Raw genomic sequence first — 12,489 nt, 5'->3', positions numbered from 1 at the left:
ACCGACACAGTGAAACCGACACAGTGAGCAGGCGGACTATGAGCGAGACGGACAAGCAGACAGACCAGCCAAAGGATCCCCGGGGCGGCTACCACTCAGGCCCCTTTCCGGAGCAGGAACAGAAGCAGCCCGGCCTGACGGCACCCATGGAGCCCAAGCCGGACCACGGGGAACTCAGCTATGAGGGGCACGGAAAACTGCAGGGCAAGGCCGCCCTCATCACCGGTGGGGATTCGGGGATCGGCAAGGCGGCGGCCATCGCGTTCGCCCGTGAAGGGGCCGACGTCGCCATCTCCTACCTCCCGGAAGAAGAGGAGGATGCGCAGGACACCGCGGACTGGATCCGAAAGGCGGGCCAGCGGGTCCTCCTGTTTGCCGGTGATGGCCGGGAGGAAGAATTCAGTACCCGGATTGCCGACGAAACGGCGGCGGAGTTCGGCCGGCTCGACGTTGTGGTTCTGAACGCGGCGTACCAGAAGAACCGCGAAAGCTTCGAGTCGCTGCCCACGGAGGAATTCGACCGGGTCTTCAAGACCAACCTCTACTCGCTGCTGTGGACGGCCCGGGCAGCCGTGCCGCATCTGAAGCCGGGCGCCTCGATCATCACCACGGCATCAGTCCAGGCCTTCAACCCGTCACCGGGCCTGATCGATTACGCCATGACCAAGGCCGCGCAGGTGGCTTTCACCAAGGCCTTGGCGCAGGAACTTGGCCCCAAGGGAATCAGGGTAAACGCTGTGGCACCGGGACCCATCTGGACTCCCTTAATACCGGCCACCGAGTGGCCGGAGAAGCTTCCGAAGTTCGGGCAGGACACGCCGCTGGAACGGGCGGGCCAGCCCGCCGAGCTTGCCGCGGCCTATGTCCTGCTGGCCTCGGAGGACGGGTCCTACATTTCCGGGGCTGTACTGCCGGTGACCGGTGGAAAGGGGCTCTGAGCAGCCGAGTTTTCATCCGAGGTCCAACCTCATCCCAGATCCAATGCACTATCCATCCAACGCACAGCAGGAGGAACCATGACAGAGGAAAGCCAGCACGCGCAGCCGGAGACCGATCCGGGCGGATACGGCACTCCCACTGCAGAGCAGGAACTGGGTGGAAGCCAGGGCTCGGCAAACGGCTCGGCGACTACCGGTGACGGTGGGGCGGGCGGCGCGGACACCAATGAGCCCCAGTCCGGCACTGGCAGTGATCCAGTGCCCCGCGACGTGGACCTTCCCTCAGGCGAAGCCGAACTCGACGCGAACAACGACGACTCCAAGGGGTCCGCTCCCGTCTCCTCGGAGCCAGGGCAGGAAGCAACAGGAATTCCGGACGGCAGCGGCAATGACCTGCCCCGGGAGGAATCGCCGAACGACGACGGCGGCGAAAGCTTCGACGCCGGCTGACCGGTCCGCCGCGGCTGCTTGAGCCCGCCGCGCCTACGGTTGCAGGCCTTCGCCTGCTGTCACATGTGGCAGCGGGCGGGGGCCTTCGCCGTGTCCGGCATACATCCCGGTGATGTGGGTACAGGACACGAGGATACCCATTCACTATCGATGCCGATGCAGGCGCCTGGAGGTGGGCTGTGAGCAGGAGATCATCAGAACAGTGGGCACGCAGTGGCGGGGTGCCGGAACCGGTGGCGGTGGACGTGCTGGTCCCCACGTGCAACCGGCCTGCGGAGCTGGCAGTGACATTGGCTGGTCTGGCCGGGCAGGCGGATCCTTCCTTCCATGTGGTGGTCAGCGATCAGTCCACCGATGCGCCCGGCTGGGAGCATCCTGCGGCCGCTGCAATGGTGCGGGTCCTCGAGGCCCAGGGCCGCCCGGTGACGCTGCTGCGCCATCTGCCGCGGCGCGGGCTGGCTGAGCACCGCCAGTTCCTGCTCGACCAGGCAAGCGCGGAGAAGTGCCTCTTCCTTGACGACGATGTGTGGCTGGAGCCCGGTGCTCTGGAGCGGCTCAACGCGGCACTTGAGGCGCTGGGTTGCGGCTTTGTGGGCATGGCTCCGCAGGGACTGTCCTACCTCGATGACAGGCGGCCGGAGCAAACGGCGGGTTTTGAAGCGTGGGACGGGCCGGTAACGCCGGAACGCATCCGTCCGGGCACGCCCGGATTTGAGCGCTGGCCGCTTCACAACGCCGCCAACCTCAGCCACGTCAGCGCGGATCTTTCCCTGGAGCCGGGGGAGTGGCTGCCCTACCGCGTGGCCTGGCTCGGCGGGTGCGTCCTGTACCGGCGCGAAGCCCTGACCGATGCCGGCGGCTTCACCTTCTGGCCGAGCCTTCCAGTGGAGCACGCCGGGGAGGACGTCGTGGCCCAGTGGCAGGTCATGGAGAGGTACGGCGCCGCCGGCATCCTGCCGTCGGGGGCAGTGCACCTGGAGTCACCCACCACGGTGACGGACCGGCGGGTGGAGGCCTATGACGTCGTCCTCAGTGAAAGCGCCACTGCGTTCGCAGGCAACAGCCCCGCCGTCGACTGAACAGGGAACAGCGCCGCCCCCTCCCGCCAACCGGGGCATTCGACGTATTCTGTAGAAACAAGGTTTTGCAGTGGGCCGGAGCGCTTCAAACAAGGCGTGGATAATGGCCGCTGAACCCACGGGGCAGGTTGGCTGGGGACCGCTTCCGATTCCGCCAGAGCCAGTCTTCGACAGCAAGGACGTTGAAGACTACCTCTGGGATGTCACCCATGAGTTCATGAAGGACATCGAAGGTGAAATCCGCGGCATCGGCTGGGCTGCAACCCTCTTCCGCCTGGGGAAGGCACGCACCCTCGCGGCCAGCAGCGAACAGGCCCGCGACGCGGACCGGGAACAATGCTCCTTTGCTGACGGGCCAGTCCTCGAAGCCCTGCGCAGCGGCGAATTCGTGCTCCTGTCCGATGTCCGCCGGGACCGCCGCTGGCCCGGGTATGCCAGCGCCGCCGCCAGCCACGGGGTGCAGTCCCTCCTGTCCATGCCCATTGTTTCCGAGGGCATGACGAGCGCGGCCATGAACCTCTACGCTCCCTCGCCGCATGTTTTCGGCAGCGACGATCTTCTCCGCAGCCAGAGCTACGTCAGGCAGGTGGCCCGCGCACTGCGGGTGGTGGTTCGCGTGGCGGAGCGCGCGGAGGCCGCCGCGGGCATTGCCGTAGCCCAAAGCTCCCTGGTCCTGGTGGACCTTGCGGTCCGCAGCCTCATGGATGAGTACGGCCTCAGCAGGGAGGGTGCCCTGCGCTTCCTGCAGCGGGAGGCGTCGCACCATGAGTTCGGCCTGCGGGACGCTGCCTTGAACGTGGTTGCCCCGGTCACGCAGGTCCCCGGTCGGGACCCTTCCAGGGACCGGCGGGAAATGGCCGACGACGTTGAGGACTTCCGCCTGCTGGCTCCGGCAGAGCTGGGCCAGCCGCCCGAGGCTGGGGCGCCGGATGCGCATCCTTCTACCGCGAAAGGACGGCCGGCATGACCATCGGACAGCAGGAAGCCTGGCAGGAACGTCCCCCGGCCGAGCGGCACCCCTGGCACCGCTTCGTAGCCCTTGGCGATTCGTACACTGAAGGAATCGGCGATCCCGAACGGCACAGCATCGGCGGTTTCCGCGGCTGGGCTGACCGGGCGGCAGAGGAACTCGCCAGGGGGCAGCACGACTTCGCCTACGCCAACCTCGCCCTGCGGGGGATGCTGCTGCAGGAGATTATCGACGGGCAGCTCGCGCCGGCTCTCGCACTTAAGCCGGACCTGGTGGCAATGTCCGGGGGCGGCAATGACGTTGTGTTCCGCCGCGGCGACCCGGACAAACTCGCCGAGAAGATGGACCAGGCTGTCGGCGTGCTGGCTGAAACCGGGGCCACCATCATGTTGTTCGCCGGGCCCGACTGGGGCGGTACGCCGGTGCTGGGGCAAATCCGCGGGAGGCTTGCTATCTACAATGAGCACCTCCACACGATCGGCATGCGCCACCACGCGGTGATGATTGACCTGTGGTGCCTCCCGGCGCTCCATGACGCCCGGATGTGGGACAAGGACCGCCTGCACCTGTCGCCCCTGGGGCATCACGTGGTTGCCGTTGCCGCCCTCGACGCGCTCGCGGTGCCGCATTCGCTCAAGGCCCTGCAGCCGCGGCCGGTCCCGTCACATGGCTGGACCCAGGCCAGGGCCGAAGACCTGATCTGGGCAAGGCAGTACTTGTTCCCCTGGGTCCTGCGGAGGCTGCGGCCCCCGGCCGGGGCGCCCTTGGAGCCTAAGCGGCCGCTGCCAGGCCCGGTCTTTGGCCTCGGTAGCGATGGCGACGGCGTGGACTCACATGACGTCGCTTAGCCTGTACTAGCGCTTCTTGGGCGCCCGTTTCGCGGCCGCATTCATGGCCGCTTTGGCGGCAGGAGGAAGTCCGGCCTGCTCCGTTTCGGGTTCCGCCACGGTGCCCCTGGCCTTCGCGATCGCCTTCATGCCGTGGTAGATCACCAGCGCTGCGGCGGAACCCAGGGCGATGCCCGTGAACTTGAGCTCGCCGATGGTCCAGGTGTAGTCCGCGATGCCGATGATCAGGGCGACGGCGGCGGTGGTCAGGTTCACGGGGTTGGAGAAGTTCACTTTGTTCTGCACCCAGATCTTCACGCCCAGGATGCCGATCATGCCGTAGAGCATGGTGGCTGCGCCGCCCAGCACACCCGGCGGCACAGTGGCGATCAGCTCGCCGAATTTGGGGGAGAAGCTCAGCAGGATGGCGAACATTCCGGCCACCCAATAGGCCGCCGTGGAGTACACCTTGGTGGCGGCCATGACGCCGATATTCTCTGCGTAGGTGGTGGTGCCGGAGCCGCCGCCGAAGCCGGCCAGGACGGTGGCGGCGCCGTCGGCCATCAGCGCGCGGCCGGAGACGCCGTCGAGGTTCTGTCCGGTCATGGCAGCCACTGACTTCACGTGGCCGATGTTCTCGGCCACCAGCACCAGCACCACGGGCACGAACAGGCCCAGGACGCCGAGGTGGAATTCGGGGGCCTGGAACTGCGGCAGGCCCACCCAGGCGGCCGCGTCCATCTTGTCGTAGCTCACCTCGCCCCGAAGCATGGCCACGAGGTAGCCCACCACCACGCCCACCAGGATGCTGAGGCGGCCCAGGATCCCGCGGAACAGGACGCTGACGAGGATGATGGTGGCCAGCGTGATCACGGCGGTGACGGGGGCGGCGTCGAAATTGTTTTTCGCCGCAGGGGCCAGGTTAAGGCCGATGAGAGCCACGATCGCGCCGGTGACGATGGGCGGCATCAGCCGGTTGATCCAGCCCGCGCCGAACTTCTGCACAATGGCGCCCACCAGGGCCAGTGCGGCGCCGGCCAGCACCACGCCGCCCAGCGCTCCGGGGACCCCGAACGCCTGCTGGGACGCCATGATGGGCGCGATGAACGCGAAGCTTGAGCCCAGGTAGCTGGGCACGCGGCCTTTGGTGATAACCAGGAACAGCAGTGTGCCGATGCCTGAGAAGAACAGGGTGGTGGCAGGCGGCATGCCGGTGATGATGGGTACCAGGAAGGTGGCGCCGAACATGGCCACGACGTGCTGCATGCCCACCCCAATGGTCAGCGGCCAGGCAAGCCGTTCATCGGGGGCCACCACGTGGCCCGGCTTGATGGACTTGCCGTTGCCGTGCAGCTTCCATTTGATTCCGAGCATGCTCATGGGCGGAGGCCTTTCAATGGGGTGGCCGCGGAGGGCGAAGATCAACTGGCTCCAGAATACCGCCAAGCTTTTCGCCCCGTACCGCCAGGTTGCTCGCGGATGCCGCTGTGGCTGAAGTCACGAGCCGTCACGGGAAGAGGAAAGGAGTGGTTGAAGTTGCAACTATGGAAAGCGAACACGCCACCCCGGCACGCGGGGCGGCGCAGCGAAAGGTACGCCAATGACTATTGCCCACGAAGAAGCGGTTATCGATTCGGCCGCCGTCGACGCCATCTTCGCCCAGGCCCGCACCGCCAACTCCTTCACCGGACAGGTGACCGAAGAGCAGGCACAGGCCATCTACGAGCTCACCAAGTTTGGCCCCACCGCCTTCAACTCGCAGCCGCTGCGCGTGACCTACGTCCGCTCCGCTGAAGCCCGCGCCACGCTCGTTGACGCACTCGCCAACGGGAACAAAGCCAAGACCGCCTCCGCCCCGCTCGTGGCCATCCTCAGCTATGACACCGACTGGGCCGGGCAGTGGGACAACTTCCTCCCCGGCTACAACGCCCCGAAGGCCATGTACGACACCAACCCGGAACTGGCCGCCGCCACCGGCAACAACAACGCCCACCTGCAGGCCGGCTACTTCATCCTGGCTGTCCGGTCGCTCGGCTTCGCGGCCGGCCCCATGACGGGTGCGGATTTCGCCGCGATCGACGCCGCCTTCTTCCCCAAGGGTGACCAGAAGAGCTTCCTGGTGGTCAACATCGGCCAGCCCGCCGAGGACGCCTGGGGCACAGCCAAGCCCAAGTTCTCCTACGAGGACGTCGTCCGCACCGTCTAACCTCGACGCCCCATCACTTCCTGCGTCTTTTTCATCAACGCCCCATCACCGAGTGATGGGGCGTTGATGTTTTAAACGCGTTAAGTGATGGAGCGCTTGGGATTTAGGTGCGGAATCTGATGGGGCGTTGGAGGGCGGTGGGAGACTGGGCAGATGCGGAATCTGATCTTTGTGGCGTTCGTCGAGCCCGTGCCCGAAGGGCTGGTGTTCCCGCGGTCGGCATGGCCGCTGCATATCACGCTGGTGAGGTTCGACGTCGAGAGTCCGGCAGGTGCCGACGTCACCGTCAGCGTCGCCGAACTGGCAGACCCCTATGCAACGGCAGCCTTGGGCGCCAGCCTCACGGTGGGCCAAGACGCCGGGTTCGGCCGCAACGGCTCGGTGCCCGTGAGCCTTATCCAACCGCAGCCGGACCTGCACACCCTGCACGAGCAGCTCGTCGGCACAGTCACGCGCCTGGACGGCAAGGTGCTCACGCCAGCCCACACCCTCTCCGGCTATCGGCCGCACGTCTCACACCACGGTGACAAACGGCTGAATCCGGGCGACGCCGTCGTGCTTGACCGGATTGCCCTGGTGGACATGGCGCCGGACGGTGACCGTACCGTCCGGCGCGTGCTCCGGCTCTGGAGCCTGGACTAAAGAGCCGCGACTAAACAGCGGGGGGCTGAATAGCCGGGACCAAGCAGCCTCCTAGGCGATGACGCCGTCCACCAGTGCCTTGGCTTCCGCCTGCACCTGCTTCAGGTGGTCCTCGCCCTTGAAGGATTCGGCGTAGATCTTGTAGACGTCCTCGGTCCCGGACGGGCGGGCCGCGAACCAGGCGTTCTCGGTAACCACCTTGAGGCCGCCAATCGACGCGCCGTTGCCGGGTGCTTCCGTAAGCTTGGCGAGGATTGGCTCGCCCGCCAGTTCAGTAGCCGTGACGTCCGACGGCGACAGCTTGCCCAGTGCCGACTTCTGCTCCCGCGTGGCGGCGGCATCAATGCGGGCGTAGACCGGGGCGCCGAACTGGTCCGTGAGGCCCTTGTAGAGCTGGGACGGGGACTTGCCCGTGACCGCGGTGATCTCCGAGGCGAGCAGGGCCAGCAGGATGCCGTCCTTGTCCGTGGTCCAGACGCTGCCGTCTTTTTTGTTGAAGGAGGCACCGGCCGACTCCTCGCCGCCGAACGCGCCCTCGCCGGAGAGCAGGCCCGGAACAAACCACTTGAAGCCCACCGGGACCTCCACAAGCTTGCGGCCCAGGCTTTCGGCCACGCGGTCGATGATGGAGGAGGACACCAGCGTCTTGCCCACCACGGAGCCCGGGTTCCAGCCGCTGCGGTTGCGGTACAGGTAGTCGATGGCGACGGCGAGGTAGTGGTTCGGGTTCATCAGCCCGCCATCGGGGGTGACGATGCCGTGCCGGTCCGCGTCCGCGTCGTTGCCAGTGGCGACATCGAACGAGGCACCCGCCCCGGCGCCGCCGTCGGCCATGCGCTGGATCAGTGAGGCCATGGCCGCGGGCGAGGAGCAGTCCATCCGGATCTTCTCGTCCCAGTCCAGGGTCATGAAGGCCCACTGCGGATCCACGGTTGGGTTGACCACGGTGAGGTTCAGCTGGTGGCGCTCGGCGATCTCGCCCCAGTAGTCCACGGACGCCCCGCCCATGGGGTCAGCCCCGATCCGCACCCCGGCTTCGCGGATGGCGTCCAGGTCCAGGACGGAGGGGAGGTCGTCCACATAGCTGCTCAGGAAGTCGAATTTGCCGGTGGTGTCCGCGGCCAGCGCGTCAGCCACCGGGATGCGCTTGACGCCACGAAGGCCGTTTTCGAGCAGTTCGTTGGCTCGGTTGGCGATCCAGCCGGTGGCGTCCGAATCGGCCGGGCCGCCGTGCGGAGGGTTGTACTTGAAGCCGCCATCGCCCGGCGGGTTGTGGCTGGGGGTGACCACGATGCCGTCAGCCTGGGGCGCACCCGCACCGGCATTCCGGTTGTAGGTGAGGATGGCGTGGCTCAGAGCCGGGGTGGGGGTGTAGCCGTGGCGGGCGTCGATGAGGACCTGCACGCCGTTGGCCGCAAGCACCTCAAGGGCTGAGTTCTGCGCCGGCTCGCTCAGCGCGTGGGTATCCTTGGCCAGGAACAGCGGACCCGTGACGCCCTCCGCCGCCCGGTACTCCACAATCGCCTGGGTAATGGCGACAATGTGCTTCTCGTTGAACGACGCTTTGAGGCTGGAACCGCGGTGCCCGGAGGTGCCGAACACTACGCGCTGGCCTGGATCACCCAGATCCGGCGTGATGTCGTAGTACGCGTCAAGAAGCGCTGTGATGTCAACAAGGTCCTGGGGTTGGGCAACTGTACCCGCGCGGCTAGCCATGGGACCAGCATGCCAGACGGGAGCCACAGTCAAAACGACCCGTCCAAAATCCGGGCCCTGTGTCCGGTCCTGTGACGGCACAGCGTCATCAAACAAGTAGCCAACCTGAGTACTGGCCCGGCAAAGTACTTATATACCGCCGCCTGCGCGCCCTGTTACTTTCGAAAAATCGGGCGGAATGCCCGCAGGCAAAGGACGACGGCGGCCTTCCGCCAATCGTTCTCCGGCAGGGGAAGCAGGGACGGCCATGGGGGCAGGCGACGGGGCAGCGGAGCAGTCCAAGCTGGCAGCGGAACGGGTTGCGAGGCTGAAGCGCCAGCTCGACCAGGCCGAACATACCACCAAGGCTTGGGACGCAGGCGCGGTTGGTGAGCGCGTGGTGGCGGAAAAGCTGAGCGAACTGGTCCCGCGCGGCTGGTACGTGCTGCACGATGTCCACTGGCCCGGCCGGCCCAAGGCAAACCTCGACCATGTCCTGGTGGGCCCCGGGGGAGTAGTGGTGGTGGACGCCAAGAACTGGACCGGCGAGGTAAAAGTTTCCTCAGGGGTGCTGTGGCAGGGCCGCTACGCACGCACCCAGGCGGTGGAGGGGGCGCTCGCCCAATGCGCCGCCGTCGCGTCCGTCCTGGCGCCGCCGCACCGCCGGATGGTGCGGCCGTTGATTTGTATGGCTGCCCAGCCGGACCTTTTTGGCGTGACCAACTCGGATGTTGCCGTGGTGGGAGCTCAGCGTGTGGTGGGGGCCATCGAAGCGTTGCCTGCCGTGCTGGACCAGCAGTCGGTGGTGGGGCTCTATGCGCACCTCGGACAGCAGCTCACGCACGAACAGGAGCCGGGCATCACAGCCTTCCGGAGCGTGCGGCCCGGGACAGTGGTGAAACCGGCCGACCCACGCCCCGCGTCTCCAAGTGCAGACGGCCAGCCGGATCCGGCACCACCGCGTCCCGTGCCGGCCCGCTCGGTATCCTCACGCCAGGCACCATCCCGTGCTGGTTCACCGCGCACTGCCTCATCCCGCACTGCCTCATCCCGCACTGGCTCGTCCCGGAATGGCGCACGCCGTGCCGGGGCAACACGTGCTGGGGCACCCGCTGCCGGTGCAATCCGTCCGGCAGGAATTCTCTCGAAGGCGGCCGCCGGCGCGCGGAACCCAAAGGGCCGCCAGCGCCGCGCCACAGGCGGCGGAGGCCTTGCCCTGCTCGCTGCGTTCGTCATCTTTGCCGTGTACGTGCTGCCCTACCTGGGACGCTGACCTGCCGGCGGCGGTAGGCTGAAAGCAAAACTTCCAGGGGGAAAATCTTGACTGACCAGCCCACCCACCGGCCTGAATCGCAGTACCCCGACGGCAGCAGCACGCCGTCGGGCTTTGAACCGCCGCGCTTTGCCCCTCCCTATGGCTCAGACGCCGCGCCCCAGCCGCAGTATGGGCAGGGCAGCTACGGCCAGGGCGATTACGGCCGGGGCAAAGACGACCAGGCTGGCTACGGACAGGGCAGCTACGGGCAGTCCCAGCACGGCCCGGCTGGCTACGGGCAAGGCCATTTCGGCCAGGGCAGTTACGGCCAGAACCCGTACGAAGGCCAGGGCCAGTACGGCGCTTATAACCAGCCGCCGAGCCCGTACAACCAGCAGCCCGGCTACTACGGCATGCCGACCGAACCGAAGACGCTCAGCATCGCCAGCATGGTGTGCGGCATCGCGTCGGTGATCATGGGCTGGATCCTCCTGCCGCAGATCGCCGCCATCATCACCGGCCATCTGGCGCTCAAGCGCGAGCCGACGGGGAAGGGCATGTCCATCACCGGCCTTGTGCTGGGCTACCTGTGCCTGCTCGGCTACGGCGCCTTCTGGCTGCTGGCCATCATTGGCCTGGCAATCGCCAGTTCTTCCAGCAGCTCTTCCTACACTTTCTGAACTGCGGCCATTTTCTGACCGCCATTTTCTGACCGCCAGTTTCTGGGTCGCCAGGGTCTGAGCGGCCACTTTCTAAGCCGCCACTTTCTGAACTGCCCTTTCTAAACTGCGCTCCTCAAGCTTCGGGACGCGCAGCCGACGGCGGCCCGAGGCACACCGCCCCGGACCGCCCTCGCGCCTTCAGCCTTTGCCTTCAGCCTTTGGTCGCGGAAGGGACAGGAAGGCTTTCCGCCGCGCTGTCCGGATGGATAGTGCCAGGATAGATCGATTCGGCAGGGGCACGGTTGGTGGCCTTGGCCCACGGGTAGTAGACGGCGAGCGTGACGGCGATCCCCACCAGCCATGAGATGTCCGCGCCGCCCAGCCACTTGGTCACGGGTCCGGTATACAGGGCCTGCGCGAGGAACGGGATCTGGACGACGACGCCGACTCCGTAGGACACCAGCGCGGCCGTGTTCCAGCGGCCATAGCGGCCGTCCGGATTGTAGAGGGCCGGGATGTCCAGCCGGTCGCGGGAGATCTTGTAATAGTCCACAAGGTTGATCACGGACCACGGCGTGAACACCATCAGCAGCAGCAGGACGAAGTTCTTGAAGAGGTTTAGGAAGTCCTTGCTCGCGAAAAGCGCGATGAGGACGCTCGCCCCGATGACGGCGATGATGAAGACGATCCGCAATGTCCTGGATACCGTGTCCTTGCGGTTTACGGCGGTGCTGATGGTTACGCTGCACATAAACGCGCCGTAGGCGTTGAGGCAGTTTACGGTCAGCTTGCCGGTGACGATCACCAGGTAGATAAAGACGGCGATCAGCCCGCCGCCGGCGAGGTCGCCCATGTAACCCACCTGGTTCTTCAGGAAGTCGCCGCCCAGTTTTGCGGCGGAGAGTCCGCCGCAGACTGCGCCGAGGGTCATGGCCCACTGCGCGCCGCCCACGGATCCGGCGAACGTGTACCAGAAGGTCTTGCGCTCGGAAGTGGCGGCCGGAAGGTAGCGGGAGTAGTCGGCCACGTACGGCCCGAAGGTCAGCTGCCAGCCCGCGCCGAGGGCGATGGCGGTCAGGAATGTGGGCCATTCGAAGCCTTTGACCATCATGACCTGGGTGACGTCGAACTTGGTGACGACGGCGATGGTCAGGTACAGGAAACCGGCCAGCCCCGTTACCGTGGCGATCCGGCCGAGGGCGTGGATGTATTTGTAGCCCAGGATCGCCAGCAGGGCGGTGGCGGCGCCGAAGATGAGGATGCCCACGGCGGGGGCTTCCACGCCGAGCATCAGGTTGATGGCCTGGCCGGAGAGCACGGTTCCGGTGGAGGCGAACCCGACGTACATCAGGATTACCAGGGCCAGGGGGATCACCGCCCCGTAGACACCGAACTGCGCCCGGCTGGAAATCATCTGCGGCAGTCCCAGCTTCGGCCCCTGGGCCGAGTGCAGGGCCATCACGGCGCCGCCCATAATGTTGCCCACCAGCAGCCCCACGATGGCCCAGAAGGCATCGGCGCCAAAAACCACGGCGAGGGCGCCGTCAACGATGGCGGTGATCTGGGCGTTGGCGCCGAACCACAGCGTGAACTGCCCCCGCGGGTGGCCGTGGCGCTCGCCGGGCGGAATCATGTCAATCGATCGTGCCTCTACGGCACTGCTTGCTGCGGCCATGGCCAACTCCTCGTGATAAACGTAAGTTCAATCACACCGGGTCGGGGTGGCAAAGAGAACCGGAAATTCCGGGGCACTGTCTGGAATGGG

At 66.4% G+C, this 12,489-nt stretch carries 12 protein-coding genes; 9 read left to right on the top strand and 3 right to left on the bottom strand.

Translation table 11 applies throughout. The annotated features are described in order from the left end of the window. Positions 1–38: 38 nt before the first annotated feature. From QF047_RS19370 to QF047_RS19350, 5 genes are all read left to right on the top strand, one after another. Complete coding sequence (locus QF047_RS19370) at positions 39–938, top strand: SDR family oxidoreductase (protein WP_307280418.1); 900 nt, start codon at positions 39–41, stop codon at positions 936–938. Between the two features lie 78 nt (positions 939–1,016). Next, positions 1,017–1,388: a hypothetical protein gene (locus QF047_RS19365; protein ID WP_307280417.1), complete on the top strand. Its 372-nt coding sequence runs from the start codon at positions 1,017–1,019 to the stop codon at positions 1,386–1,388. A 179-nt stretch (positions 1,389–1,567) separates the two neighbouring features. Then, positions 1,568–2,467: a glycosyltransferase family A protein gene (locus QF047_RS19360; RefSeq protein WP_307280414.1), complete on the top strand. Its 900-nt coding sequence runs from the start codon at positions 1,568–1,570 to the stop codon at positions 2,465–2,467. Between the two features lie 103 nt (positions 2,468–2,570). After that, positions 2,571–3,434 (top strand): GAF domain-containing protein, encoded by an 864-nt coding sequence (locus tag QF047_RS19355; RefSeq protein WP_307280412.1) that lies wholly within the window; start codon positions 2,571–2,573, stop codon positions 3,432–3,434. Beyond that, positions 3,431–4,285, top strand: a complete 855-nt coding sequence (locus tag QF047_RS19350) for an SGNH/GDSL hydrolase family protein (protein ID WP_307280410.1) — start codon at positions 3,431–3,433, stop codon at positions 4,283–4,285. Before QF047_RS19355 ends, QF047_RS19350 begins: the two co-directional genes overlap by 4 nt. Positions 4,286–4,291: 6 nt before the next feature. On the opposite strand, the gene QF047_RS19345 is transcribed toward QF047_RS19350, so the two are convergent. Then, entirely contained in the window at positions 4,292–5,644 is a 1,353-nt protein-coding gene (locus tag QF047_RS19345; protein ID WP_307280408.1) for a uracil-xanthine permease family protein, read from the bottom strand. Between the two features lie 220 nt (positions 5,645–5,864). On the opposite strand from QF047_RS19345, the gene QF047_RS19340 reads away from it, so the two are divergent. Both QF047_RS19340 and QF047_RS19335 read left to right on the top strand, forming a co-directional pair. Then, complete coding sequence (locus tag QF047_RS19340; RefSeq protein ID WP_307280404.1) at positions 5,865–6,470, top strand: malonic semialdehyde reductase; 606 nt, start codon at positions 5,865–5,867, stop codon at positions 6,468–6,470. A 153-nt stretch (positions 6,471–6,623) separates the two neighbouring features. Beyond that, positions 6,624–7,112 carry a 2'-5' RNA ligase family protein gene (locus tag QF047_RS19335; protein ID WP_307280401.1) on the top strand — a complete coding sequence of 163 codons (489 nt, stop codon included), beginning with the start codon at positions 6,624–6,626 and terminating at the stop codon, positions 7,110–7,112. A gap of 51 nt (positions 7,113–7,163) precedes the next feature. Here the strand turns inward: QF047_RS19335 and pgm are convergent, their stop codons facing one another. Continuing rightward, positions 7,164–8,828 (bottom strand): phosphoglucomutase (alpha-D-glucose-1,6-bisphosphate-dependent), encoded by a 1,665-nt coding sequence (gene pgm, locus QF047_RS19330; protein WP_307280399.1) that lies wholly within the window; start codon positions 8,826–8,828, stop codon positions 7,164–7,166. A 247-nt stretch (positions 8,829–9,075) separates the two neighbouring features. On the opposite strand from pgm, the gene QF047_RS19325 reads away from it, so the two are divergent. Together QF047_RS19325 and QF047_RS19320 are read left to right on the top strand one after the other, a co-directional pair. Next, positions 9,076–10,080, top strand: coding sequence for a nuclease-related domain-containing protein (locus tag QF047_RS19325; RefSeq protein ID WP_307280397.1), 1,005 nt, complete (start codon positions 9,076–9,078; stop codon positions 10,078–10,080). Positions 10,081–10,127: 47 nt separating this feature from the next. Further along, complete coding sequence (locus QF047_RS19320) at positions 10,128–10,742, top strand: DUF4190 domain-containing protein (protein ID WP_307280394.1); 615 nt, start codon at positions 10,128–10,130, stop codon at positions 10,740–10,742. Between the two features lie 193 nt (positions 10,743–10,935). On the opposite strand, the gene QF047_RS19315 is transcribed toward QF047_RS19320, so the two are convergent. Next, positions 10,936–12,399, bottom strand: a complete 1,464-nt coding sequence (locus QF047_RS19315; protein ID WP_307280392.1) for a cytosine permease — start codon at positions 12,397–12,399, stop codon at positions 10,936–10,938. Between the last annotated feature and the right edge of the window lie 90 nt (positions 12,400–12,489).

It is taken from the genome of Arthrobacter sp. W4I7, from assembly GCF_030816215.1.
Classification (GTDB): Bacteria; Actinomycetota; Actinomycetes; order Actinomycetales; family Micrococcaceae; genus Arthrobacter; species Arthrobacter siccitolerans_A.
This window is presented reverse-complemented; position numbering and strand designations above follow the sequence as displayed.

Bases quoted from the DNA above. Each gene is read 5' to 3' on its own strand.
- QF047_RS19370 (WP_307280418.1), top strand. From the start codon at position 39: ATGAGCGAGACGGACAAGCAGACAGACCAGCCAAAGGATCCCCGGGGC.
- QF047_RS19355 (WP_307280412.1), top strand. From the start codon at position 2,571: ATGGCCGCTGAACCCACGGGGCAGGTTGGCTGGGGACCGCTTCCGATT.
- QF047_RS19335 (WP_307280401.1), top strand. From the start codon at position 6,624: ATGCGGAATCTGATCTTTGTGGCGTTCGTCGAGCCCGTGCCCGAAGGG.
- QF047_RS19365 (WP_307280417.1), top strand. From the start codon at position 1,017: ATGACAGAGGAAAGCCAGCACGCGCAGCCGGAGACCGATCCGGGCGGA.
- QF047_RS19345 (WP_307280408.1), bottom strand. From the start codon at position 5,644: ATGAGCATGCTCGGAATCAAATGGAAGCTGCACGGCAACGGCAAGTCC.
- QF047_RS19315 (WP_307280392.1), bottom strand. From the start codon at position 12,399: ATGGCCGCAGCAAGCAGTGCCGTAGAGGCACGATCGATTGACATGATT.
- QF047_RS19340 (WP_307280404.1), top strand. From the start codon at position 5,865: ATGACTATTGCCCACGAAGAAGCGGTTATCGATTCGGCCGCCGTCGAC.
- QF047_RS19325 (WP_307280397.1), top strand. From the start codon at position 9,076: ATGGGGGCAGGCGACGGGGCAGCGGAGCAGTCCAAGCTGGCAGCGGAA.
- QF047_RS19350 (WP_307280410.1), top strand. From the start codon at position 3,431: ATGACCATCGGACAGCAGGAAGCCTGGCAGGAACGTCCCCCGGCCGAG.
- pgm (WP_307280399.1), bottom strand. From the start codon at position 8,828: ATGGCTAGCCGCGCGGGTACAGTTGCCCAACCCCAGGACCTTGTTGAC.